We start from the raw sequence: 24,274 nt of genomic DNA, 5'->3' as shown, positions 1-24,274 counted from the left end.
CGCACTCGACGGCAAGCGACCGCTTGCCGCCCGCACGGCTGCACGCGGTGTCTCGTTCCGTTCGATACGGCGCGACCCAAAAGCGACGACTACCGACGGCGGCCGGCAGCCGCCGCGAGTCGCCCGAGCCAGGTACGGAGCCCGGAACCGGCGGTCCCGCGTTCTCGAGCGACCCCGGAGAGGAGGTCGCCGATTCTATTACCCAGTTCGTCCCAGCGGTGTTCCCGGTCGACGAACGCGATACCGCGCCGGCCCATCGCCCGCCGGCGCTCCGGATCGGCGGCGAGGTCCCGAAGCGCCGTCGAGACGGCGTCCGGCTCGTTCTCGACGGCGAGTCCGGCTCCGGCGTCCGCGGTGACGGCCTCGATCTCCGTGACGGCGCTGGCGACGTAGGGTGTGCCAAGCGCCATCGTCTCGAGGAACTTCGTCGGCCGCGCGTACTCGAGGGTACGGTCCGTCTCGAGGGGCACCAGGCTGATCGCCGACGACGACACCAGCCTCGGCACGTCCTCGCGGGGAACCGGCCCGTTGATCCGAACGCGGTCGTCGATGCCGAGGTCGGCGGCCAGCGCCTCGAGTTCGGCCCGACGCTCGCCGAAGCCGTAGATGACGAGGTCGTAGTCGATATCGGCGCGTCGGAAGCCCCGCAGGAACGGCTCGAAGGCCTGTCCCTCACCCAGCTTGCCGGTGTAGATGATTCGTGGCCGGTCCTCGCTCGCGACCGCGGGATCGAAGAGGTCGTCGTCGACGCCGAACGGGATCGTCTCGATCTTGCCGTCGTCGAGATCGTACGTCCCCCTGTAGTGGGCAGCCATCGTCGGGGTGAGCGCGACCAGCCGGTCACAGCGCTCGAGGGCGACCCGTTCCATCCACCGCAGCAGTCGGTAGGCGAGCGATCCCTCGGTAGTGAATCCGAAATCGACCGCGTTGTCGAGCCAGCGGTCGTAGACATCGACGACGAGGGCGCGTCCGGTCGCCAGCGCCGCGAGGCCGGGCAGGAGCGTCGTATGCGGGCCGATCTGGACGACGACGCAGTCGTACTTTCGGCCGTGAACGAGCACGTACAGCGTCGCGAGAACCGCGAAGATCCCGTGGTTCAGGATGCGCTCGATGTCGGTCCGATCCGCGACGGGCTGGTAGGTGAACAGACGCGTGACGGGGACGCCGTCGACCCGCTCGCGCGACCACGGGCTGTATCGCCGCTCGAACTCCCCGACGGGAACGGACGGCTGCGGACAGACCACGCGCGCGTCGAGGCGGTCGGGTGCGTTCCGGAGGAGTTTCTCCCACCGGTGTGCCCCGGCCATCGACTCCGGCGGAAACAGTTGCGAGACGACCAGGACGGACGGGTCGTCGCCCCGTTCGGTCCGATCGTGCGACGACGGCGACGGTGCTGTCGTGGCGTCCCCGGTCATGGGTCGATCGGGTTCCCGACGCCGAACTGGAGCAGTTCGATGCCCGCATCGTCGAGCCACGCTCGGTGCTCCGCGAGGGCCGCCACCGTTTCCTCGTGGGGGACGAACTGGACGACGACGTCCGGCGACTCGCGCTCGAGGACCGCCCGCAACTCGTCGTAGGCCAACGCGTCGACGTGGCGGTCGTAGTGTCGGACGCGGTAGCCGTCCGCCCGCAGGTCGGCGACGATCCGCTCCGCGGGGCTGTTTCGGCGGTCGTCGACGTTCGGTTTGTACGCGGCCCCGAGCGCGACGACCGTCGGGTCCGCCAGCGGGGCCAACGTCCGGCGAACCTTCCGCGCGGCGACGGCGGGCATCTTGTCGTTGATCCGGCGGGCGGTCGTGATCAGGTTCGTGTGCTCCGGATCGACCTCGTTCAAGAACCACGGGTCGATCGGCAGGCAGTGACCCCCGACCCCGATCCCCGGCTGCAGGATATCGACGCGCGGGTGGTAGTTCGCGAGGCCGATCACCTCGCTCATGTCGACGTCGAGTTCCTCGCCGATCAGCGCGAACTCGTTTGCCAGCGCGACGTTGACGTCCCGGTACGTGTTCTCGACGAGCTTGCAGAGCTCGGCCGACAGGAGGTCGGTGTAGTAGACGCGCCCCTCGAGGAAGGGCTCGTAGAGCGCGGCGGCCCGGCGACGGCTCCGCTCGTCGATCCCGCCGATGATACGGTCGTTGGTGACGAGTTCCTCGAACACGTCGCCGGGGAGGATTCGCTCCGGCGAGTGAGCGAGTTGGATCTCCGCGCCCGGCTCGAGCCCGGCCGCCTCGAGCGCGGGGACGACCGTTTCCGCGCAGGTCAGCGGCGGCACCGTCGACTCCACGTTCACGAGGTCGCCCGGCTCGAGGTACGGCCGAATGGATTCGAGGGCGGCCTCGAGCGCGGAGAGATCCGGGCTCTTGGTCGGCTCGGTCAGCGGCGTCGGGACTGAGACGACGAACGCGTCGCCGTCGGTCGGCTCGGTCCGTGCCTCGAGGTTTCGCTCGACGGCGTCGGACTCCAGCAGCGCCTGCAGTTCGGCCTCGTCGAGGTGCAGGGTCCCCTCGTTGATCGCCCGGACCAGGTTGCTGTCGATGTCGACGCCGACGACCCGCTTACCGCGGTCGGCGAGCAACAGCGCAAGCGGCAGGCCGACGAAGCCGGTCCCGACGACGACCACCTCCTCGATCGGCTCGAGAGCCGGGGCCTCGGGCTCGCCGGGACCGGGACCGTCGCGAGTCCCGGCCGGCTCGACCCCGTCGTCGGACCGCGCCGAATCCACCGCGCCGTCGCGTCGCGGGTCACTCGAGGTCATAGTAGTCGCGCATCCAGTCGATCGTTCGCGGGATTCCCTCCTCGAGGGAGACGCGCTGTTCGTGGTCGAGGTCGCGTGTGGCCTTCTCGACGCTGGCCTTCTTGTTGAGGGTGTTGTGGTCCTCGGTCCCTCGGTACTCGACCTGTGCGTCGTCTTTGCCCAGGTAGCCGAGCACCATGTCCGAGAGGTCCTTGATGTCGTAATACTCCTCGCCGGCGATGTTGTACACCTCGCCGGGGTGGAACGAGTCGACGACGTTCGCGAGCGTGCGCACGGTGTCGTCGATGTAGGTAAACGAGCGGTGATGGTCCTCGTAGACGTGGTAGGGCAGGTCGTGTAACGCCCGATAGCAGAACTTGCAGACGACGCTCCGGTACTCGCTGTAGCGCTCGCCCGGCCCGTACGTGTTGAAAAAGCGGACCCGCACGGACTCGGTTCCGTGTCGGTCGGCCGCGTTCATGATCTGCTGTTCGTTGACCCACTTCGAGATCGCGTAATCGTTCAACTGACGCGGCCCCTCCTCGAGGGGCACGGACTCCTCCATCGCGTCGTCGTAATCGCCGTACACCTCGCTGCTCGAAGCGAAGATCAGTCGGAAATCGTGCTCGGCCTGCAGTCGGCACACGTTCTTCGTGCCGACGGCGTTGGACTGCCACATCGTCTCGTAGAAGTCCTCGCCGTTCCGGCGGCCGAACTCCGCGCCGAGGTGATAGACGTAGTCGAACTCGCGGTCCGCGAAGACCCGCTCGAGTTGTCGGTACTCGCTGACGTCACAGCGGTAGTACCGGTCGCGTTCGTTCCACGGGCGGTCGGCGACCCAGACGTCGTGGCCGCGTCGTTCGAGTTCCTCGGTCAGGGGCGCACCGATCGCTCCTAGTCCACCGGTGACGAGCACTGATGCCATACACCCACGCTCCACGAACGGTGGTAATTATCTTATGACAGTTGTCGACCGAAACGTATCGATACCCTACAGTAAGGCGTCCAAAATCCGGTCGGCAGCGTCGCCGTCCCCGAACGGGTTCGACCACGTCCCGGGGCGATCGACCATCGCCTCGGCACCCGCGACGATGGCCGATGGGTCGGTCCCGACGAGCCGGTTCGCACCGATATCGACCGTCTCCGGCCGCTCCGTGCTGTCCCGAACCGTGACACACGGCGTCCCGAGGATGCACGCTTCCTCCTGGACCCCGCCCGAATCGGTGACCGCGAGACGCGCGTGGTGCTCGAGGGTCAGGAAGTCGAGGAAGTCGAGCGGGTCGACGAGCCGAATCGGCTCCGGAACGGACAGGTCGAACGCCGCGAGCGCCTCCCGCGCCCGCGGATGGATCGGATAGACGACCTCGCGATCGGTCCGGGTCGCGAACGCGCCGACACCTTCGAGAATCCCCGCGAAGCGCTCGGGATCGTCGACGTTCTCCGCCCGATGGGCGGTCAACAGGCAGAACGCGCCGGCCTCGAGGTCGTATTCCGCGAGTACGTCGCTTTTCTCCGTCGCCAGGTCGCGGTGCTGAGAGACCGCGTCGACGATGGTGTTTCCGGTGACGCGAACGCGGTCGCCGTCGATCCCTTCCGCCGCGAGGAGTCGGGCGGACTCCTCGGTCGGTGCGAAGCAGTGATCGGCCGCGTGGTCGACCAGCACGCGGTTGATCTCCTCGGGCATCTCCCGGTCGAAGCTTCGCAATCCGGCCTCGACGTGCGCCAGCGAGGGCTCGCGTTTGCTCGCCGCGATCGCGCCGGCGAGCGCGGAGTTCGTGTCGCCCTGAACCACGACGTGGGCCGGTCGCTCCGCCTCGAGAACGGACTCGATCCCGCGGATCATCGCGGCCGTCTGTTCGCCGTGATCGTCCGACCCGACCGCGAGGTCGTACGTCGGCGTCGGTAACTCGAGTTGCTCGAAGAAGACGGCGTCGAGCGACTCGGAGTAGTGCTGACCGGTGTGGACGAGGACGTGTGGGATCGCCCGCTCGAGACACGCGCGAACGAGCGGCGAGAGCTTGATAATCTCCGGTCGAGTGCCGAGCACGAACGCTATTCGGGGGGGCGCCATGTGTGCATTCCCCAACACATCGATGGTGAAAAATGCGCAGTACGTAACGACCGGCTTCGCGAGGCAAGCCGACCGATCGCCGCTCCTATCGAACGCTTACCGACTCGATCGGCCGCGACGTCTCCGACCGGGACAGCGCCGCCTCGTACAGTTCGCGATGGCGTTCGACGCATCGGTCGGTCGAGAAGCGAGCGGTCACGCGGCGCCGCGCCGCCGCGCCTCGCCGACGCCGTTCCGCGGGGGCCGCAAGCGCCTGCCGGATCGCCGTCGCGAGCGCGTCCGGGTCGGCCGGGGGCACGAGCCAGCCGTGCGTGCCGTCCGTGAGCTGTTCGGGCACACCGCCGACCCGCGTCGCGACGATCGCCGACTCCATCGCCATGGCTTCTAAGACGGCTATCGGGCAGGCTTCCGTCACTGACGGGAGGACGAACACGTCGAACGCGGACAGAAGTCGCGGTACGTCCGACCGATGGCCGAGGAACCGAACGGTTCCCGCGAGGTCGAGGCGCGCCCGGAGGCGACGGAGGCGATCCGCGTACGCCTGCCGGGAGTCGAGCAGTTTGCCGGCAATCGGAACGGCGACCGGACCGATCCGATCGCGGACGCGGGCGATCGCCCGCAGCAGATACTCGTGACCCTTGACCGGGTTGACGTTGCCGACGGTGCCGACGATCGGGACGTCGTCGGCGACGCCCAACTCCTCGCGGAGCCCCCCCTCGTCGGCCACCGACGAGGGATCGAACGCGTCGACGTCGACCGGCGGGTACACCGTCCGCGTCGGGACCGCGTCGTCGAAGAAGTGGTCGCCGACCGCGTCCGCGGCGAGGGCGATCTCGTCCGCGGTGGCTCGAGCGAGTCGGGCGGCGACGCGGTCGAGCGGCCACGGTGTGCCGGTGTCGTTGAAGAACCACGCCAGCGGCGTGTCCGCCCGGCGGGCGGCGATCGCGGCCGGAACGGCGAGGGTCATGCTCGCGTGAACCACGTCGATCTCCCGGCGCTCGATCGTCGACGCGAGCCGGGCGACGGACGGGAGAAAGCGAGCGGCAAAGCGCGCGTTCGCGCGGACGTTCGGCGGCGGCCGCATCTGTGACGGCCCCGGTCGGACGACCTCGAATCCCTCGTCCGTCGCCATGCGTTCGAACGCGTCGTCGCCGTCGGGCAGGTGAAACACCGTCTCGATGCCGCGGTCGCGAAGCCCCGTCGCGACGGCGAGCGCGCGCAACTGGGGACCGCCCACTCGGGGATCGGCGAGGCTGTTGAGGACCCGCATTCGTGGCCTACACGTTCGATGCGGTTCGGTATAAAACGTACCGGCGGGCGGCGGGAACAGTCGTCGGTTGCCCGCCGTCGACGCCGCGCGGACGGCTCGTAGGTCGACGCTACGACGCGATCGGCGGGGCCCCGCTACGTGTCCCCAAATTCACGAAGTCGTCGCTCCGCGTCCGCCGAGAGAGCGACCCGCTCGCCGGAGACCGAATCGGCCGTCAGTCGCTCCCTCGAGCGCCGCGACGAGCGGACGGCTATAGTAGCAACTGAAACGATTTACACACTGATCACAACGCTGTCGTGCGATCAGGTGTGCAATGACTTTCAGTTGCTACTATAGGCTGGCATCTCCGCAACCGATCACCCGCTCCGTAAGGAACGTTTCGGTGGATGGCCCGTTTTCGCGGTCGGGAGGAGTAGTACGGTGTCGTTACTGACGGAAATATCCAGGCGCGATTGTGTTCGGGTCGTGTGTGAACGAAGCGGTGTCTCCGCCAGAACGGCCGCGCGCGATCAGACACCGATGACCCGTCGGCCGCGGTCTCGGGACACGGGTCGGGGGCATCGATCACGAGTATCGCGTCAAGAATTAAGGCGCGGTCGGTGGAAGCCCGGTCCAGATGCCTCCGCGTTCGATAGCGCTCGTCGTGTTCGCAGACGTATTGGATCGCGAACACGCGGCTTACCAGGACGTACAGAACTTCGTCGACGTCTACGAGGCCGACGTCGACCGGATCGCTGTCGTCGGCCCGGAGCAAATCGACATCGACCGATCGATCGTCGATCCGGTACCGGTACAGCGTCCCCGACTGAGCGTCTTCCCGTCGACGGTCGCCGAGTACGTCGGGTATCAGGTACGGATCGCGGCGGCGCTCTGGCGGGTGCGCGATCGACTCGACGCCGCGTTCTTCCACATCGGCGGGACCATGCTCCTCCTCCCCCTGCTCGCGTGTACGCTCGCCGGAGTTCGAACGCTGTTGTTCGTGACCGGCACGGTTACCGACGGCGTCTACGCCCGCCGCGGGGCAGGCCCGCTCGTCCGGGGACTCGCCGGCATCGTGAGCCTCGTCGAACGCGTCACGTGTACGCTCGCCGACGATCTCATCCTCCTCTCGAGCGGGATGGACCATCCGGCCCTCGAGTGGCCGATATCACCGACGATACGGGCCGCCAACGTCAACTACGTCGACTGCGAGGAGTTCGCGAAACGAACGCCGATCGAAGAGCGGGCGGTCGACATCGTCTTCGTCGGACGGTTCGCGGCCGTCAAAGGAATCCACGACATCCTCGGCGCACTCCCCCGCCTCGTCGCGTCGAATCCGGACATTCGGATCGAACTGATCGGCGACGGCGACCTCTCGGACGAGGTCGCGGCGTTCGTCGACCGCAACGACCTCTCGGAGAACGTGACCTGTCCCGGCTGGGTCGACCACGACGACCTCCCGGCGCGCCTCGACGACGCACGAACGCTGCTCTTGCCCTCGAGATCGGAGGGCGTTCCGAAAGCCGTTCTCGAGGCGATGGCCTGCGGAACGATCCCCGTCGCCGCTCCGGTCGGCGGCATCCCCGACGTCGTCTCGGACGAATCGAACGGGTTCCTGCTCCGAGAGACCGATCCGGAATCGATCGAGCGGACGGTGACGGCCGTCCTCGAGCGTGAGGATCTGGACGCGGTGAGCGATATCGCCCGCGACGACATCGAGCGCAACTACGCCTACGAGACGATCAGGGACCGATATCGCCGGCTCCTCGTCGAGCCCGAGGCGGACCGAGCGACGGCCGGAGCCGGTCGAGACACAGTATGACGACCGACGGACGGACGTGGAAGCGACGATGAGTCGAACCATCGTCCGACGGTTTAGCGCCGTCTTCGGTTCCAGGGTCGGCGTGTTAGCGCTGACGCTCGTCACGACCCCGATCCTGGTGCGCCTGCTCGGGAGCGGTGGCTACGGCGATTACTCGTTCCTGCTCTCGACGCTGCAGTGGGTGCTGGTGTTCGTCTACGCGGGAGCGTTCAAGGGAACGCGGAAGTTCATCGCCGAAGATCGATCCGACGACTGGACGGATCACGTGTTCGCGTTCTACGTCCGGCTCGTGTTCGTCCTCGCGGCCATCGTGGTGACCGCCGTCGTCCTCCTCTCCCGATCGTCGCACGTGACCTCGTTCCTCGGTCCGGAGTTCGCCCGCTACTTCACCGTTCTCGCACTCATCGTCCCCGTTCGAGCCTTCCTCCGGGTCGGACGAAGCGCCCTCATGGGGCTCGGCCTCGAGTCGTACTCGGAACCGCTCCAGATCGTCGACCGCGTCCTCTTCGCGGCGATGATCGTCACCGTGAGCGTCGTCGGCGGGGGCGTCACGGCCGCCCTGACGAGTCGGGTCATTTCGACCGGGATCGCGGCCCTCCTCGCGCTCGCGCTCGTCTCGCGTCGCGTCGATCTCTCGACGGTGGCGAGCCCATCGACGGGGCCGGTACCGGCGACGCGTCTCGCGATCTACAGCGGATCGACGATGGTGCTGTCGTTCCTGTTGCTTTCGCTGTATCACGTCGACATCATCCTCCTCAGACTGTTCGTCGGGAGTTCGGCGACCGGCTACTACCGCGCAGCCCTCGTCATCGCCGAGTTCCTCTGGTTCGTTCCCACCGCCATTCAGATTACCCTCCTGCACTCGACGTCGCAACTCTGGGTCGACGACCGGTACGATCGGCTCACGGAGATCAGTACGCGAGCGGTCCGGTACACCGTCCTCTGTACGGCGTTGCTGGCCCTCGGCGTCGCCGGGCTCGCCGAGCCGGTGCTCACGCTCTACTTCGGACCGGCGTTCGAAACGGCCGTCGTCCCGCTGTTGTTGCTGCTCCCCGGCGCAGTCGGGTTTGCCGTCGCCCGCCCCGTCTTCGCGATTAGTCAGGGACAGGAGAACTTGCGTCTTCTGATCGGCGTCACGGCCCTCGCGGCGCTGCTCAACGCCGCGTTGAACGTGGTCCTCATCCCAGCCCTCGGGCCGATCGGGGCCGCGATCGCGACGAGCCTCGGCTACGGGTCGATGTTCGGACTCCACGTCTGGAACGCTCGCCGACTCGGGTTCGACCCCCTCGCGGATGTCCGCGCGGTCCGGGTCGCGGGCACCGTGTTGGCCGCCGCGCTACCGATCCTCGGACTTCCCCGCCTCCTCGAGTCGGACCCGCTCTCGCTGGTCGTCGTACCGCCGGTCGGTGCCGTGGCGTTTACCGCACTCGCGTTCGTGACGGGTGCGGTACGCCCGGAAGAGATTCGACGCGTCGCGTCTGCCAGCCCCGTTCCGACGACCCGACTGGCAACGCTCTGTCCCGATCGGGTTCTCGACGCGATCGGGTCGACGGATCACGACGGCTAGGCCGACCGCGAGACGGATCGGTCCACGGGCGTCGACGCGACCACGGCCGCGCAATCAGAGATAGCCGAGGTCTTCGAGATGTTCGCGCGGCGCATCGACCGTCGCGTTCGTCCGCTCCGGCCGTCCCGCGTCGATCCGGTCTTCGAGCCAGTCACGAACCGACAGCACGTCCGTCGGCAACGGGCCGGGCTCCGTCGTGGAGACGAGCGCGTGTTCGGAGTGGACGCCGGGATCGGGGTCGTCCGTCGCCGTCGTCTGCATGCCGTGGTCGGAGAGGACGACGAGCCGATCCACGCGGGACCGAAGCCACCCGAGCAGCGAGTCGACCCGTTCGTAGATCCGGCGAAGCGCCGTCGGCCGCCGCGCGTACATGTGGCCGGTGTGATCGAGGACGTGAGCGTGGACGCCGACGATCGGAACGGACGACAGCGACTGGCCGGCGAGCCACCCGAAACAGGAGCCGGTGGTACCGAAGTGGCGACGGACGAACTCGTCGGCCGACAGGTCGCCGTCGGTCGCTCGCTCGAACCACTCGCCCTCGCGCTCCCAGACGTAACAGGGCGTCACCCCGGGCCAATTGCGGACGGTTCCGTCTTCGAAGACGGTCGACTCGTCGGTACACGGGTAGCCGCCGTCCGAAAACTGCGCTTTGAGATCGGCGAGACGCTCGTGGAGCGGATCGGGAAGCAACTGTACCGCGCTCACGACGGCGCTCAGACCGGTCGCGTTGTCCCAGCCGACGCCGTCGAGTTCGACGCCGTGGTCCGTCGGCGACAGTCCAGTCGCGATCGTCGGCCACACCTCGAGTGTCGCCGGCACGTCCAACGAGTGCGTGATCGACTCGAGTTCCCCGTGGTTCTCGAGGAGCATGTTCTCACACCCCCACCGGTTTGCGAGGCGATAGTCAGCGGCGTCGAGACCGAGGACACAAAGCGTGTCTGACATATTCCGATCGTCACTGCAGAAGCGCTTAAACCTAGTTGTCGAACGGTGTGCCAAACGTATCAACGACCACGGTAAATTAGATCATACCACATTCGTTCACAATAATTATATATCATCGCGGATCAGCGGTCCCGTCCGAGAAGTAACGGCGAAGTCGGACGGCGGGATAACATACACGAGATCATACCGGTTGGGGTAACCTTTTGATCGTCACGGTGGTCGACGGTGATAGCGACGACTCATGAATCGTCGGTGGCAAATCGTCTCGGCGGTCACTGCGCTGGCCGCGATCGGTTTCGTCGGGAGCGTCCTGACGACGCCGCCGGCCACGGGATACGAATCGTCGATCCACGACGCCTATCCGCCGCAGACGTGGGTCGGGTTCGGACTGGCACTCGTCGGCGGCCTCACGCTGGTGTTTCGCTCGGCGATCACCGATCGCCCCGGATGGCGCTACGGTGTCGTCACGCTCGCGAGCGTATACGCCGTCTTCTTCGCGCTGCCGCTATTTCGCGGCTACTACGTCTACGGCACGCCGATGTCCGACGCCTTCTATCACTTCGGAATCGTTCGAGACGTGCTCGAAACGGGTACGGTTCCCGAAACGGTCTATCCGGCTACACACTTGCTCTACGCGACGCTGACGACCGTCACGGGCGTCCCGATGCGGATATTACAACCGGTCGTCGCGTTCTGCTTTTTCCTGTTGTTCGTCGGCTCGTGTTTCCTCCTCGGGCGGTGCCTTTTCGGCCCACGTGGCGGCCTCGCGACGCTCGGGGCCGCGATGCCGCTCGTCTTCGTCTCCCATCACCTGACGACGCTACCCTGGCTGTTCGCCCTCCCGTTTCTCCCGCTCTCGCTGTCCCTCGCTCACCGGTGGGCCGACCGCCGCCGATCGAGCCGCGCGGGCCCCTTCGTCGCGGCGCTCGTCTGTGGTATCGCGCTCGTGTTCTACCACCCGGTGACGGCGCTCGTGACGGTTCTCGCGCTCGTCGTATACGCGGGCGTCGTCGCCGCGCCGTCGCTCCGCCGGCGACTCCCGCTTCTCCGGAGCGAAACCGAAGCGGAATCCGGCCGGGCGTACGCGACGCCCTATCGGTATCCGGCCGTTCTCGCGATCGCGGGCATCCTGTGGTATCTCTCGATCAGCCAGGTGACCCACTTCCTCGATCGGGTGGTCACCAACGATATCGACGGTGGTGCCGCCAGCTACGCGAGCACCGCCCAACAGACTAGTTACTCGACGTGGGAACTCGTCTGGGAGTTCCTCGTCTTGGAGTGGGGGACGGTACTCGTCTACGCCGGCCTCGGGGCGGGCATCGCGGCCGTGATCCTCGGTCGGGCCCTCAGGGGACGCGACAGCCGTCTCGAAAGACTCTGTGTCGCCCAGTACGCCGCTGGGATCGGCGTCGCGGTGTTCTTCGTCGGTTCGCGAGTGCTCTCTCGCAACGTCGTCCGGATCAACAGCTACACCGTGATCGGGGCGATCCTGTTGCTCGGACTAGCGATCACCGGCCTGGTCTCGTATCGCGACGCCGCCGCCGACCGGTGGAAGCAACGGGGGGCAACGGTCGCCCTGTGTGGCCTCTGCGTGAGCGTTCTCGTCGTCGCGTTGCTGGCGGGTGCGGTCGCATACGAGGACGACCGCCACGTGACTCACGCGACGATGGCCGGTGCGGAGTGGCACCACGAAAACCACGACTCCGGGATCGACACGCGGGCGTTCCGGATGTCCGAACAGCTTCAGCGGTACTTCGAAGGCACGACCGGCGCGGATCCCGACGACCGTCAGTTCCACCGGTCGCTCGAGGGCTATCAGCTGCCCACGAGGCTGGGCTACGACGATCACGGGTCGGTCGGCGACGTTTACGAGAACGAGACGTACCTCGTCACGAAGACGGCGGACATCGAATGGGCGCGGAACCGACCGCCGGATCGCCGAGCGGAGATCGACCACTACACCGACGACGACCGCGACCGTCTGCGGGCCGATCCGGCGGCCCACCGCATCTACAGCAACGGCGATGTCAGCGTGTGGGTCGTCGAGCCCGACGGATAGAGGCGTCGGTCCCGCCGGAAGCGCGATTCCGATCGGTCACGCTCATTCGGTCGGCACGTCGACCCACCGGTGCGTCGAGTAGTCGGCGTTCTCGAGGGTTGGCGTCGCGGGAACGTCCGCATCCGCGTAGACGAGCCAGGCGACGCGGACGGTATCGCCGGTCAGCGTCGGCTCGATATCGTGTGAGTGCGTCCACGTCTCGCCGTGTGCGAGCCGCGGCTCGAACCGTCGCAATTCGTTCTGCTCGAGGACGGTCGCGGTACCGGGGTCGCCGTCGGACGCGATTCGCTGTGCCACGGCGACGACGGTGTAGCTAACCGTCCGACGTTCGTTGTTCTCGAGCGTGACGAAGACGCCCTCGGTCCCGTCACCCGCGGCCGACGAGGGGACGTCGGCGGTGGGTTCGCCGTCGGCGTCAGTCAGTACGGCCACCTCGGTGAACGTCTCGCCGTGCTGAGGTGCGGTAACGGCGTAGCCGACGCCGCCGACGGCGAGAACGAGTGTCGTCGCCGCCAGGATCGCCAGCCCCGTCTCTGCCCGCGAGTCCGGGTCGAACAGCGCGGTTCGAGTCGCGGCGGCCCACCGTCGGTGCGGCGTTCGGAATCGCGCTTCCGGCGAGATCGATCGTCGTCTCGCCGTCGCGACGGCCACCATCGCGACCGTCACCGCGCTCAGGACGACGACGATCGATCGCAGTCGGATCGCTACTGGAGCGAAGTGTATCGCAAGGCCGAGCAACGGCACGATCGCGACGCTCGAGGCGACCGAGAGAACGGCGCGCTCGGCGTCGGGGATCGGGCCGTCCAGCGGGCGGAGTCGGACCGGGTCGGCCTCGAACTCGTCGTCACCCGTCGCGTCACCGCCGCGGCCGGGCCGGGTCGCGCGTTCGGGAAACAGCGCCGCGACGAACGAATAGCCGGGGCCGAACAGCACGAACGCGAATCCGAGAGGGACTCGCAGCCACGTGTCCCGCACGACCGGCGCGAACACGGCCAGATTCGTCGCGACGACCACGGCGATGATCGCGGCGAGGTCTGCCGGCACTTCGCGAACCGGTCTCGGGAGGAGCCGCCACAGCGAACCGGATACGGCCATCGGTATCGAGTACCGGCGGTCGAGACTGAAAGTTAGCCGGGTCGATCGCGATCGCTGCGACCGTAAAGAGGGGACTACCCGCCGTGGTCGCCCGGTTCCGACCGGGTCCCGCCGTCACCGTCGGTACGTCGATCGCACAACCGCCCCACGGCCTCGAGCACGCGTTCGGCCTCGGCCGACGAGACGTCCGTGACGTCGAACGTCGCCCGTTCGTAGCGTTCGGTCACGGTCCGAAGGAGGGCGCGCTCGGCCGTGTCGTCGTCGCTATCGGGCCCGTCCGCCCGGCGATCGGTCCAGCGGCGGTAAAACTCCCAGTGGGTCAGGGTGGTACTCGAGTCGCCGGCGTCGATGCGATCCGAGAGGGCGTGGCGAACGGCCGCGTACGCCAGTTCGACCGCCCTGTTGGGGCGGCCACGCGAGAGCGCGTCGCGTCCGTGTTCGAGAACCGCTCCGGCGATTTCGGTGCTCGATCGCTCGGCTGCCGGGTTCGTCGCCGTGTCGGTTGCGGCGTCCCCAGCCGACGCCGACTGACTCGAGGGGGACGACCGGCCGCGTCGCCGCCACACGAACACGGCGGCACCAAGGAAGGCTATCAGCCCGCCTCCCAGTCCGAACCAAACCCACGCGGGAATCCCCCACCACGAACGGGCGTCGGTCGAGAACGACACGGTCGACGCCGCAGTGTCCGACGCGAGGTTCGAGCCGGACCCGTCGTACGTCGCGACGATCGCTCCGTCGCTGCGGACGGCCCCGGCGGGGACCGCGACCGTAGCGGCGAACGAACCGTCGTCGGCCGTCGTCACCGTCTCGAGGGTAGTGCCGCCCGCGTCCAGTCGAACCGGCCGTCCGGCGACCGGCGATCCGTCGGTCGTCTCGAGCGTGCCGTCGACCGCGACCGTTCGCTCGGCATCGCCGACGCGGGTCGCGGAGACGGTGACGTCGACCTCGGTTTCGCGGACCGTCACGTCGGTCGTCGCCGTCGTCCCGGCGAGCGCCCGGTCCTCGTAAGCGAGTCGGACGCCCAGTTCGCGCCCGCCGTCGGGGACCGTCGCGGGCACCTCGACGGCCGCCTCGAACGATCCATTGGTGGTCTCGGTCCGCCCGATTCGCTCGTCGCCGAGCGTCACCGCCAGCGGAACGCCGTCGACGGGAGTCTCGTCGACGTGGAGGTCGCCGCCGACGGTCGCGGTCTCGCCGTAGGCGACCGCGGTCGGCGTCTGGAGTCCCGAGACGGTGGGGTCGACCTGCTCGACCGAGACGTCGACGGCCGTCTCGCTGCCCAGATAGAGCGACTCGTTGGCCGGGACGTACTCGATCGCGAGCCGCTCCGTCGATACCGGTTCGGCCGTCGGGCGGTACTCGAACGCGAACGAGCCGTCGGCGGCCGTCTCGGTCCGGACGGAGCCGTTTCCGACCGCGAGCCGGATCGGTTCGGACCCGACCGGCCGCCCGGTCGCCGTTCGCAGTCGCCCGGTAGCGGTCAGCGGTTCACTGAACGAGATCATCTCGCGGTCGGCGTCGACGGTGAGGACGGTGGCCACGAACTCCGTCTCGCGGACCGTCGCCTGTTCGGCCCGGATCTCCTCCGTTACCGTCTCGATCGCCGCGTCGGCGGTCGAGAGGTTCGCGTCGGTTGCCGACTCGAGGTCATCGTAGGTCGCGCGTAACTCGCGGCTCGACTCGTTGATCGACGTCGCGAGCGTCTCGAGATCGCGGGCGAGGGACCGCGCCCGCCCCTCGTCGCCGGCCGCCCGCGCCCGCTCGTACTCGGCTTTGGTCTCGTTGTACCGCCGAACCGCCTCGACGATCCGTCCCTGGTTCTCGCCCGCGAGTTCGAAGAGCGCCGCGTCGTTTTCGCCGGCCGTTTCCGCGGCGATCTCCGCGTACCGGTCGAAGGAGTCGGCGTACGACTCGTCGACGGATCGCGCCGCGCGTTCGTATTCGCCCTCTTCGAGGCTGAGCGCGCCCGCCTCGAGGTCATCGACCATTCGAGTCATCAGCCGCCGTTCCAGCGCCTCGAGGTTGCCGTCCTCGTCGTACTCGCGAGGGTCCCTGTGGCGAGGGGTGACGTTGTCGTCGGTCTCGTCGTCCGTCTGGAAAAGAAGACGAGAGTGGGACGTCTCGACCATTGGCTCGGTAGCGACCGCCGCGGGCGACGCGGTCGCGGGGGCCGTGACGACCCCGACGCCACTGCTCGCGAGCACGACGACGGCGGTGACGAAGACGACGCTGCTCGCACGCGAATCGCTCACGCCCTCGCGTTCGCGACGAGGATACATAGCTATGCGTTCCGTTCGTATACGCGTACGCCCGGTGGAGGCCACAATACCGCCCTACAGAGCCATTCACGCGGACTGAAACGGAACAGCATCCGTGGTGCGGGCCAGTTGTAATCAGGGTCGGCTGCGCCACGAATCGGTACCGATCGAAGCTTTTCATTTCCAATACCCATATCCGATAGTGTGGCCCTGAACGCGCGGAAATCATAATATATCGAAGTAGTATAGAATGCCGATCGAAGTGTATCTCTCGACCTCGGATAGACGAAAGAGAGACGGAGAAATGGGCGTTGAATCGCTATGATCGGCTGATCGATCGTACTCACACTCATATAGTGTTCGATAGATACCCCTAAATATACCATCGTACGTACTATTTTAGCGCGTCGATCGACGAATCGTCGACCCGGTACGTCGACGCGACTGGGATCGCCGGGACCGGCTCGGTGAACGGGCCGTCACACTGAAACCGGGTCTGCAGTCCGATTTCCAACACCGTTCGTGGCCGGTCGAACACCCGTATTCGACGGCGAGGGAGTACCGGAAACGGGGGGTTTTTGCGCCGGCCGTCCCAACGGGTGCACATGGCGAAGGCATCACAGACGTTCGGCGAATGGCCGTTGAAACGGCTGATGACGGAGGTCGTCGGGTCGGGTCCCAAATCCGCCGACGATATGAACCGCGAGCAGGCACGCGAGGCCTTCCAGCGGATTCTCGCCGGTGAGCCCGACGGGACAACCCTCGGCGCGTTCTGGCTGGCCAACCGCTGGAAGCGGAACAACCCCGAGGAACTGGCGGCCTACACCGACGTCATGCGCGAGGAGTCGGTCGTCACCGCCGAGCCCGACGCCGATCCGGTCGACTGCGGCGCGAACTACGACGGCAAGGATACGTCCGCGATTCTCGGCGTCGGTGCCGGCGTCGTCGCCGCCGCCGCGGGCACGCCGGTCGTCGTCCACTCCGGCGACTACGTTCCCTCCCAGAAAGCGACGGCGTACAAACACGTCCTCGCGGAACTCGGCGTTCGCACCGAGCTCGAGCCGACCGAAAGCGCCGACATGGTCGACGAGACCGGCTTTGGCTTCTACTACCAGCCCGCGTTCAACCCCAGCATCGACGACCTCTACGACCGACGCGATCGGATGGGCGTCCGGACGTTCGTCAACACCATCGAGACCGTCGCCAACCCCGCGAACGCCGACGTCCATCTGGGCTCGTTCTACCACCTCGCGTTCGCGAAGAAGCTGACCGACCTCATCACGGAAAGCGACCAGCTCGGGTACTCCCGTGCGATCTTCTTCCAGGGAATGGAGGGATACGACGACATCCGCCCCGGCTACACGAAGGTCGCCGAATGGGATCGGGCCGGCGACGACGGCGAGGAATCCTTCGCGGACTACGAGATCGAGACCGCCGAGTACGGCATGGAAATGGAGCGAGCGGACCTCGCGGTCGACGACGTGGCGACCGACTCCGCGTCGATCACCGAGGCGGTTCTCGCCGGCGACCGCGACGACCACTTCGCCGACGCGATCGCGCTCAACGGCGCGTTCAGGATGTACGCCCGCCAGGACGTCGACAGCTTGGAAGACGGCCTCGAGCTGGCCCGCGAGATCATCGCCGACGGCAGCGCACAGGCCGTCCTCGAGGAGTTGCAGGCGTTCTGAGCGGTCGGGACCACCCCTCGCGAGAGGGGATTCGGACCGACGGGCTCCGTTCCTCGATTTCGTCTCCGACTCGCGTTCGTTCTTGCTGCCGATAATACTCATATATCATATGAGATACGCAGACACTGTATCCTCATCGAACCGGCTAAATCGTCCACTCTGTCCGTTTTCGAGCCCCCAATCCCAAATTTTCCCCTCGAAGATGGCGTCCGAATCGTACGACCAGATCTGTCGGTACAGGCACTCAAATACCTACGATCGCATCTATCGGAACACCGGAACGGTTTCGTCTCGGAACTGCGCTCGTTCTTACTGTTGCCGAATAATACCAGCCACATATCATTTCGTTGATTCTCGTCGTCTCCGGCCAGCGGCCGAGACGACACTCGAGCGAGCGCTCGCTTCGGCCGTGGGACTCCAGGGACGTCGCGAGCGGGAGCCGAACAGTACACCTTTTTGATTGGTGCCCGTACCCACTGCCCATGGACGAATCACTGGACACTGTCCTGGTGGAGTTCGACGACGACCGCGGTGTCGGCACCCTCACGATGAACCGGCCGGACGCGCTGAACGCGCTGAACGGCCAGCTCAGGGACGACATTATCGCGGGGCTCGAGGCCCTCGAGGAAGAAAACGAGGAGCGCGAGGGCGTCGCCCTGCGAGCAGTGGTGCTCGAGGGAGCCGGCGAGAAGGCCTTCTGTGCGGGGGCCGACATCGGCGGCTTCTCCGACGAGTCGGCCGGCGGCTCCTCGGCCCGCTCCCACTACGACGTCATCCGGGAGTTCCCCGCGCCCGTCGTCGCGAAGATCGACGGCTACTGTCTGGGCGGCGGCCTCGAGACCGCACTGGCCTGTGACTTCCGACTGGCAAGCGAGGGGTCCACCTTTGGCTTCCCCGAAGTCAACCTCGGGATCCTCCCCGGTGCCGGCGGTGTCCAGTACGTCAGCAAGCTGGCCAGCCCCGCCGTCGCGAAGGAACTCGCGATGACCGGCGAGCACGTCTCCGCGACGCGGGCGGACGAGGAGGGCATCGTCACCCACGTCTACGGCGACGACGAATTCGACGAGGAGGTCGACGAGTTCGTCACCGACCTCGCCGGCCAGGCACCGCTGGCGATTCAGGCGATCAAGAAATCCGCGGACATGGCGGTCCACTCCGGGCTCGAGGAGGGGCTGGAGTACGACTACCAGCTCTTCAAGCGGCTCCTCGAGACCGAGGACCACGCGGAGGGCGCGGCGGCGTTCGCCGAGGACCGCGAGCCCGAATTCGAAGGGAAGTAGCGGGGAAGACGAACGGACGGCGTCCCACTTCGGATCGATTTCGTAACCTGCGGTGGCGCGCGCTGTCGGCTGCCCGAGTGACAGCGAGGGCAGTCGACGACGTTGCGCGAGGGATGAGCGAACGAACGCGAGTGAGTGAGCGAATCGGTTGGGGAGGGCGTGGTAAGTCCATGTTGTCACGGTAGTGGGACACCCGTCCCTCTTTTTTCGTTCGGGACCGACGACAGAGAGCGCCTTGCTATCGTGGCAGCAGGGAGTGGCCACACCCTCCCCAGCCGATTCGCTCCCTCCGTTCAGTCGGTCGCTCATCCCTCGCGCAAGGTTGTGTCGCGGTTCGTTCCGACTCGCGGTTCCCGCTGGTCACCGCTCGTGTCTCCGAGGGCTTCGCTCCGCTCAGCCCTCGCAGTCCTCACCGCGACACAGCGCGCGCCACCGCAGCCGGTTGGTCAGTCCAGAACGAGACGACCGTTCGCAGCGACTCGAGGAACCGAGCCGTCAGTCCCACTCCTCGCCGATGCCGCGCAGCGAGAACGGGCCGACGGGGAGGTTGTACCCTTCCTCGAGCGCTTTGTCGACCTGCTCCTCCGTCGCGATGCCCTCGTCGACGATCTTCTGGGCCTCCTCGCGCATCGCCGCGTGACAGCGGTTGGCGAGGAAACCGTAGGTCCCGGGCGCGTCGTCGATGGTGACGCTCGTCTTCCCGAGTTCGTCGACGAGGTCCTCGGCCCGCTCGACGACGGCCGCGTCGGTCTGGGGTGCCTGGACGATCTCGACCATCGACATGACCGGCACCGGGTTGAAGAAGTGCGTGACCGCGACCCGTGAGGGGTCGGAGACGCCGTTCGCGATCGACGTCACCGAGAAGCCGCTAGTGTTCGAGTACAGCGGCTGATCGTCCGTTACCTCGTCCAGATCACGGAAGACCTGTCCTTTGATCGCGAGGTCCTCCGTGACCGCCTCGATGACGAACTCGGTGCCGTCGGTGGCAGCCTCGAGGTCCGTCGTGAACGACAGTCGCTCGAGCACGTCGGCTTTCTCGTCCTCGGAGAGATAGCCGCCCTCGACCGCGTCGTCGAGGCCGTAGTTGCCCGAGACGACCCGTTCGCGGGCCTCCGCGGCCAGTTCCTCGTTTATCTCGCGGACGACGACCTCGTAGCCGTTCCGTGCGAGTACCTGTGCGATACCGGCGCCCATGATGCCGCCGCCGACGACGGCAGCACGCTTTCGTGCCATGCCAGCAACCTTCACGGGTACTGACTTAGTTCTTGTCGAGGAGGATACCCCGTGGCCGATCGGCTCCGCCGGCGGCACCAGCAGGTGTGGCAACCGCAGTCGGGTCGCCGACCACAGCAGATGTCAGCCACCCGAACGTATTTCACCCTTCATATGGTAGGTCATGACATGGCGATCGGACAGTATCGGGACGATCCCGCGGAGATGGACGACATCGAGCGCGAAGTGGCCGCGGCGCAGTATCCCGAGGGGGGACTGGTGGTCGGTCTCGGACTCGGAATCGTCCTCCCGCTGGTGACCCTCGAGGCGTTGCTCTTCGTCGCGCCCGTCCTCGGCGGCGTCGTCGGATTCGCCCTCGGCCGGCGGGTTCGCGACGCCGCGATCCGCCGGCGGCGGGCCGCCCGCGCGGCGACGGAATGAGCGGGGGCGGTGACGGTGCGTCCGAGCGGCTTCCCTCGAGTATCGGCATCGTCGGCGTCCTAGCACTGCTGGTCGGGAACGCGATTTCGGTCCCGATATTCGTCCTGCCGGGGCCGCTGGCGGGGAGTGCGGGACCGGCGGTCGTCCTGGCGATCGTCCTCGCAGCGATCCCGGCGGGGTTCGTCGTGTTGTACAACGCCGTGCTCGGCTCGGCGATGCCGGTCGCCGGCGGCCTGTACGTCTACATCTCTCGGCTCACGGCACCCTACTGGGGATTCCTGGTGCCGTTCACGATCCCCCTCGTCGCGTGGGCGTCGCTGCTGATCACGGCAACCGGCTTCGCCGAATACACTCGCATCTTCTTCGACGTCCCGTCGATGGTACTCGTCTACGTCTTGCTCGGGTTCGTCCTGCTCGTCAACCTGACCGGACTCAGGGTCGTCGCGCAGGTGCAGATCGTCTGCTTCGTCGGCCTCCTACTCGCCCTCCTGACGTTCATCGTCCCCGGCGCGAGTGCGGTCGAGACCGCCAATTACGCGCCGTTCTTTCCGGACTACGGGGCCTTCGCCCTTGCCGTCGTTGCGCTGTTCTACCCGTTCCTCGGGTTCGGGTTACTGGTCGAACTCGGCGAGGAAATCGAGAACCCCGGACGGACGATCCCGCTCGTTTTGGGGCTCGGTATCGGCATCGTCGCGCTGTTCTACGTCGCGCTCATCGCCGTCCTCGTCGGCGTCGTCCCGTACACGCAGTTGGGAAACGAAGCAGATCTCGCGCTCGCCGCCTCGCGATTCCTCCCGTGGTGGGGCGAGTACGTCGTCGCCGCGGGCGCGATCTTCGCGGTCGTCACCACGGTGAACACGACGCTGCTCGTCTTCTCCCGAACGCTCATGCGCGCGAGTCGCGACGGCGTGCTCCCGGCGTCGCTGTCCCGGATTCACCCGCGCTTCGACACGCCACACTACGCCGTCGCCGTCCTCGGCGTGCCGCCGTTCCTGCTCGTTCCCCTCGCCGACGAGATCGTCGGTCTCTCCGCGTTCATCGGACTGGCCAGTCTCACCGCCTACTTCTTCTGTGCGATCGGCCTCTGGAACCTGCCCCGCGAGTTCCCCGACCACTACGCCACCGCGCCGTTTCGGCTCCGGCGCTACCGCGGGCTCCTGGCTGCGGTGCTCGGGGGGGCGATCGTCACCGGCGCGTTCTGGCTCGTCACGCTCTCCCAGCGACCCGTCGTCGGCGTCGTCCTCATCGGCTGGTTCGCCGTCGCGTACGGCTACTATCGATACCGACTCCGGAAAATCGATCGGGTCGAGCTCTATCGGACGATGACCACCCTCGCCGTCCACGAGCGAGTCGGCGACGACACCGGCGAGCGCGACGACCGATCGCCGGAGTGAGCCATCCCTGCACCGAAGCGAACGCGCACAGACGACAACGACCGCACATTTAATAGTCGACTCGCCAATACTTGGTATATGGCAACGGAGTACACGCCAACGGCGATGATGGATCGGGACTCGAGGTCGAACCGATACTATCGCAACGCGGTCGAGCGCCACTGGGATCCCGGCGAGATCGACCTCGAGCGGGACGTCGAGAACCTGCTGACCTACATCGACGGGGCGGAAGCGTACGATCAGGAATCGTGGTACGGGACGCTCAACGGCATCGCGAAGTTCGGCGCGGGCGAGGACGCGGTCACCGAGGACCTCGCACCGCTGGGAGCGGTGCTCGACGATATCGACGATCAGCTGTTCCTGACGACCCAGATGTACGAGGAGGCCAAGCACGCGGACTTCTTCGACCGCTACTGGCGGGAGGTCGTCTGGACGGTCGAGGACGAACTGGGCTGGGAGCGGTCGGACCCGCGCCACGAGCGGTGGTTCAACGAGCCCTACATCGAACTGTTCGACCGCAACCGGAAAGCGCAGTTCCGATTGCTCGATGACGATACCCCCGAAAACCGGGCGAAAGCGTACTGTCACTACCACCTCACGGTCGAGGGTATTCTGGCCCAGACGGGCTACTACGGGATGCAGACCTCCTACGGCGGCGAGTTCGAGGACCTGCCACATCTGCCGGGGCTCGTCCAGGGCTTTACGAAGATCCGCAGCGACGAGGGCCGCCACGTCGGTTTCGGGATGAATCAGCTCAAGAAGCTCATCGCCGAGGGCGTCGATCCGGAACTCATCCAGGACACCGTCGACGAACTCGTCCCGCTCGTCCAGGGGATCACCGAGGACGACCGGTTCCAGCCCGACGACCCCGAGGAACGCCCCGGCCTCGAGGACGGGAAACTGGCCGCCTACGCGGTCGAGAAACACACCGATCGGATGCAACAGATCACCGACGCGGCGGCGGAGATTCCGGACGTCGACGAACTGGTCGCACTCGAGGACGACGACTGAAACGGTTTGCTGTCCCGATGTCCCGGTGGGACCGCAGGACAGTCGCGGTCCCACCGGCACTGACGGACAGGAGACCGTATGAGACGGTCGCTGTCAGGCAGTGCCGGCGACCCTGCAGACGGGTCGTGGTTCGCCGGTCACTCGGGAGTGGGGACCGTCCGTCCGACGAGTGCCGACCTCACGGCCGTCCCGGCTACTCGACGACGGTAGGTTTTTGAAACCCGATCGGGACGTGGTACCATGCAGCTCGATTCCGTCCGAATCCTCGATCTGTCCCGGCTGCTTCCGGGGCCGTACGCGACGCAATTGCTCGCCGACGCCGGCGCGGATGTCGTGAAAGTCGAGGACACCGACGCGGGCGACTACGCACGGCACATGCCGCCGACCACCGATCGCGGTGTCGGCGCGCTCTTCGACGGCGTCAATCGCGGCAAGCGAAGCATCGCCCTCGATCTCAAGTCCGAGGACGGGCGGACCGCGTTCTACCGACTGGTCGAGGACGCCGATGTCGTCTTCGAGGGGTTTCGCCCCGGCGTCGCGGCCCGGCTCGAGATCGACTACGAGACGCTCGTCGAGTACAACGAGGACCTCGTCTATTGCTCGCTGTCCGGCTACGGACAGACCGGGCCCGACGCCGAACGGGCGGGCCACGACCTCAACTACGTCGGGGTCGCGGGCCTGCTGGATATGACCCGCGAAGACGAGTCCATGGCACCCCAGATCCCGGGTTACCAGATCGGCGACCTCGGAGGCGGGCTGTTCGCGGCCTTTTCGATCGTCGGCGGGCTGCTGTCGCGGGAACTGGGCAACGGCGGCGAATATATCGACGTGGCCATGACCGACGTGGTTGCCTCCTTTTCCCAGACCGTCGCCCACGAGGCGCTTACCGGCGACGATCCGCGCCCCGGCGAGACCCCACTCACCGGGGAACAGCCCTGGTACGACGTGTACGAGACCGCCGACGGGCGATACGTGACTCTCGCTGCACTCGAGCCGAAGTTCTGGACCGCCTTCTGCGAGGAGGTCGACCGCGAGGAACTCGTCGACGCCCACGGGAGCGAGGACCCCGCCGAACTGGCCGCCGTCCGCGAGGAACTCGAGGCGCTGTTCGCCAGCCGCTCGCGGGACGCGTGGCTCGCGGATCTGAGCGAGGAGACGATGGTCGGGCCGGTGTGTACGCCGGCCGAAGCCCTCGAGCATCCCCAGCTCGAGGCTCGCGGACTGATCGAACGGCCCGCGGACGCGCCGCCGCGGATCGGCTTCCCCGCGAGGGGGTCGAACGTGCCGGAAGTGCACGACGAATCGATCCCGGACCACGGGGAACACACCGACGAACTGCTCGCGTCGGTCGGCTACGACGACGACGAGCGAGCCGCCCTTCGCGACGCGGACGTCATCCGCTGACAGGCCGTCGTCCCGTCACGAGGACGAACTCGCCCCAACTCATA

General features: G+C 66.9%; 18 protein-coding genes. 9 read left to right on the top strand and 9 right to left on the bottom strand.

Annotated elements, in window-relative coordinates; all coding sequences use genetic code 11:
• Window positions 1-89: 89 nt before the first annotated feature.
• The 5 genes from CP557_RS17585 to CP557_RS17565 form a co-directional block, all read right to left on the bottom strand.
• Entirely contained in the window at window positions 90-1,415 is a 1,326-nt protein-coding gene (locus CP557_RS17585; RefSeq protein ID WP_097381104.1) for a glycosyltransferase family 4 protein, read from the bottom strand.
• A complete protein-coding gene (locus CP557_RS17580; protein ID WP_097381103.1) occupies window positions 1,412-2,755 on the bottom strand; it encodes a nucleotide sugar dehydrogenase in 1,344 nt (447 codons plus the stop codon). The genes CP557_RS17585 and CP557_RS17580 overlap by 4 nt, the downstream gene beginning before the upstream one ends.
• Window positions 2,742-3,659 (bottom strand): NAD-dependent epimerase/dehydratase family protein, encoded by a 918-nt coding sequence (locus CP557_RS17575; protein WP_097381102.1) that lies wholly within the window; start codon window positions 3,657-3,659, stop codon window positions 2,742-2,744. The genes CP557_RS17580 and CP557_RS17575 overlap by 14 nt, the downstream gene beginning before the upstream one ends.
• A 66-nt stretch (window positions 3,660-3,725) precedes the next feature.
• A complete protein-coding gene (gene wecB / locus CP557_RS17570; protein WP_097381101.1) occupies window positions 3,726-4,805 on the bottom strand; it encodes a non-hydrolyzing UDP-N-acetylglucosamine 2-epimerase in 1,080 nt (359 codons plus the stop codon).
• Between the two features lie 85 nt (window positions 4,806-4,890).
• Window positions 4,891-6,075 carry a glycosyltransferase family 4 protein gene (locus CP557_RS17565; protein ID WP_097381100.1) on the bottom strand — a complete coding sequence of 395 codons (1,185 nt, stop codon included), beginning with the start codon at window positions 6,073-6,075 and terminating at the stop codon, window positions 4,891-4,893.
• Window positions 6,076-6,691: 616 nt separating this feature from the next.
• Here CP557_RS17565 and CP557_RS17560 point away from each other — a divergent pair.
• Both CP557_RS17560 and CP557_RS17555 read left to right on the top strand, forming a co-directional pair.
• Window positions 6,692-7,876, top strand: a complete 1,185-nt coding sequence (locus tag CP557_RS17560; RefSeq protein WP_245853049.1) for a glycosyltransferase family 4 protein — start codon at window positions 6,692-6,694, stop codon at window positions 7,874-7,876.
• 28 nt (window positions 7,877-7,904) lie between these two features.
• A complete protein-coding gene (locus CP557_RS17555; RefSeq protein ID WP_097381702.1) occupies window positions 7,905-9,443 on the top strand; it encodes a lipopolysaccharide biosynthesis protein in 1,539 nt (512 codons plus the stop codon).
• A gap of 54 nt (window positions 9,444-9,497) precedes the next feature.
• Here the strand turns inward: CP557_RS17555 and CP557_RS17550 are convergent, their stop codons facing one another.
• Complete coding sequence (locus CP557_RS17550) at window positions 9,498-10,388, bottom strand: alkaline phosphatase family protein (protein WP_097381098.1); 891 nt, start codon at window positions 10,386-10,388, stop codon at window positions 9,498-9,500.
• A gap of 241 nt (window positions 10,389-10,629) precedes the next feature.
• On the opposite strand from CP557_RS17550, the gene CP557_RS17545 reads away from it, so the two are divergent.
• Window positions 10,630-12,447 carry a hypothetical protein gene (locus CP557_RS17545; protein ID WP_097381097.1) on the top strand — a complete coding sequence of 606 codons (1,818 nt, stop codon included), beginning with the start codon at window positions 10,630-10,632 and terminating at the stop codon, window positions 12,445-12,447.
• 42 nt (window positions 12,448-12,489) lie between these two features.
• On the opposite strand, the gene CP557_RS17540 is transcribed toward CP557_RS17545, so the two are convergent.
• The gene (locus CP557_RS17540) at window positions 12,490-13,542 is read right to left on the bottom strand and encodes a DUF1616 domain-containing protein (protein WP_097381096.1); all 1,053 of its coding nucleotides are present in this window, start codon (window positions 13,540-13,542) and stop codon (window positions 12,490-12,492) included.
• 74 nt (window positions 13,543-13,616) lie between these two features.
• Window positions 13,617-15,794, bottom strand: a complete 2,178-nt coding sequence (locus CP557_RS17535) for an Ig-like domain repeat protein (protein ID WP_245853048.1) — start codon at window positions 15,792-15,794, stop codon at window positions 13,617-13,619.
• Window positions 15,795-16,405: 611 nt separating this feature from the next.
• On the opposite strand from CP557_RS17535, the gene CP557_RS17530 reads away from it, so the two are divergent.
• Together CP557_RS17530 and CP557_RS17525 are read left to right on the top strand one after the other, a co-directional pair.
• Window positions 16,406-17,488, top strand: a complete 1,083-nt coding sequence (locus tag CP557_RS17530) for an anthranilate phosphoribosyltransferase (RefSeq protein WP_097381094.1) — start codon at window positions 16,406-16,408, stop codon at window positions 17,486-17,488.
• A 482-nt stretch (window positions 17,489-17,970) separates the two neighbouring features.
• On the top strand, window positions 17,971-18,768 hold the full coding sequence (locus CP557_RS17525; protein ID WP_097381093.1) for an enoyl-CoA hydratase/isomerase family protein: 798 nt from the start codon (window positions 17,971-17,973) through the stop codon (window positions 18,766-18,768).
• Between the two features lie 495 nt (window positions 18,769-19,263).
• Here the strand turns inward: CP557_RS17525 and CP557_RS17520 are convergent, their stop codons facing one another.
• Window positions 19,264-20,001: a 3-hydroxyacyl-CoA dehydrogenase family protein gene (locus CP557_RS17520; RefSeq protein ID WP_097381092.1), complete on the bottom strand. Its 738-nt coding sequence runs from the start codon at window positions 19,999-20,001 to the stop codon at window positions 19,264-19,266.
• A gap of 168 nt (window positions 20,002-20,169) precedes the next feature.
• Between CP557_RS17520 and CP557_RS17515 the strand changes: the two genes are divergently transcribed.
• The 4 genes from CP557_RS17515 to CP557_RS17500 all read left to right on the top strand — a co-directional run bounded on the left by CP557_RS17515 (window position 20,170) and on the right by CP557_RS17500 (window position 24,230).
• Window positions 20,170-20,421 (top strand): hypothetical protein, encoded by a 252-nt coding sequence (locus CP557_RS17515; RefSeq protein ID WP_097381091.1) that lies wholly within the window; start codon window positions 20,170-20,172, stop codon window positions 20,419-20,421.
• On the top strand, window positions 20,418-21,815 hold the full coding sequence (locus CP557_RS17510; protein ID WP_097381090.1) for an APC family permease: 1,398 nt from the start codon (window positions 20,418-20,420) through the stop codon (window positions 21,813-21,815). The genes CP557_RS17515 and CP557_RS17510 overlap by 4 nt, the downstream gene beginning before the upstream one ends.
• Window positions 21,816-21,893: 78 nt before the next feature.
• Window positions 21,894-22,826: a ferritin family protein gene (locus tag CP557_RS17505; protein WP_097381089.1), complete on the top strand. Its 933-nt coding sequence runs from the start codon at window positions 21,894-21,896 to the stop codon at window positions 22,824-22,826.
• Window positions 22,827-23,066: 240 nt separating this feature from the next.
• A complete protein-coding gene (locus tag CP557_RS17500; RefSeq protein ID WP_097381088.1) occupies window positions 23,067-24,230 on the top strand; it encodes a CaiB/BaiF CoA transferase family protein in 1,164 nt (387 codons plus the stop codon).
• The last annotated feature ends 44 nt before the right edge of the window (window positions 24,231-24,274 follow it).

Source organism: Natrinema ejinorense, assembly GCF_002494345.1.
Lineage (GTDB): Archaea > Halobacteriota > Halobacteria > Halobacteriales > Natrialbaceae > Natrinema > Natrinema longum.
This window is presented reverse-complemented; position numbering and strand designations above follow the sequence as displayed.

What these genes read in the sequence shown, in the direction of transcription:
- CP557_RS17540 (WP_097381096.1), bottom strand. Translation starts at nt 13,542, where the DNA reads ATGGCCGTATCCGGTTCGCTGTGGCGGCTCCTCCCGAGACCGGTTCGC.
- CP557_RS17555 (WP_097381702.1), top strand. Translation starts at nt 7,905, where the DNA reads ATGAGTCGAACCATCGTCCGACGGTTTAGCGCCGTCTTCGGTTCCAGG.
- wecB (WP_097381101.1), bottom strand. Translation starts at nt 4,805, where the DNA reads ATGGCGCCCCCCCGAATAGCGTTCGTGCTCGGCACTCGACCGGAGATT.
- CP557_RS17530 (WP_097381094.1), top strand. Translation starts at nt 16,406, where the DNA reads ATGGCGAAGGCATCACAGACGTTCGGCGAATGGCCGTTGAAACGGCTG.
- CP557_RS17510 (WP_097381090.1), top strand. Translation starts at nt 20,418, where the DNA reads ATGAGCGGGGGCGGTGACGGTGCGTCCGAGCGGCTTCCCTCGAGTATC.
- CP557_RS17520 (WP_097381092.1), bottom strand. Translation starts at nt 20,001, where the DNA reads ATGGCACGAAAGCGTGCTGCCGTCGTCGGCGGCGGCATCATGGGCGCC.
- CP557_RS17560 (WP_245853049.1), top strand. Translation starts at nt 6,692, where the DNA reads ATGCCTCCGCGTTCGATAGCGCTCGTCGTGTTCGCAGACGTATTGGAT.
- CP557_RS17515 (WP_097381091.1), top strand. Translation starts at nt 20,170, where the DNA reads ATGGCGATCGGACAGTATCGGGACGATCCCGCGGAGATGGACGACATC.
- CP557_RS17545 (WP_097381097.1), top strand. Translation starts at nt 10,630, where the DNA reads ATGAATCGTCGGTGGCAAATCGTCTCGGCGGTCACTGCGCTGGCCGCG.
- CP557_RS17550 (WP_097381098.1), bottom strand. Translation starts at nt 10,388, where the DNA reads ATGTCAGACACGCTTTGTGTCCTCGGTCTCGACGCCGCTGACTATCGC.
- CP557_RS17500 (WP_097381088.1), top strand. Translation starts at nt 23,067, where the DNA reads ATGCAGCTCGATTCCGTCCGAATCCTCGATCTGTCCCGGCTGCTTCCG.
- CP557_RS17585 (WP_097381104.1), bottom strand. Translation starts at nt 1,415, where the DNA reads ATGACCGGGGACGCCACGACAGCACCGTCGCCGTCGTCGCACGATCGG.
- CP557_RS17575 (WP_097381102.1), bottom strand. Translation starts at nt 3,659, where the DNA reads ATGGCATCAGTGCTCGTCACCGGTGGACTAGGAGCGATCGGTGCGCCC.
- CP557_RS17505 (WP_097381089.1), top strand. Translation starts at nt 21,894, where the DNA reads ATGGCAACGGAGTACACGCCAACGGCGATGATGGATCGGGACTCGAGG.
- CP557_RS17525 (WP_097381093.1), top strand. Translation starts at nt 17,971, where the DNA reads ATGGACGAATCACTGGACACTGTCCTGGTGGAGTTCGACGACGACCGC.
- CP557_RS17580 (WP_097381103.1), bottom strand. Translation starts at nt 2,755, where the DNA reads ATGACCTCGAGTGACCCGCGACGCGACGGCGCGGTGGATTCGGCGCGG.
- CP557_RS17565 (WP_097381100.1), bottom strand. Translation starts at nt 6,075, where the DNA reads ATGCGGGTCCTCAACAGCCTCGCCGATCCCCGAGTGGGCGGTCCCCAG.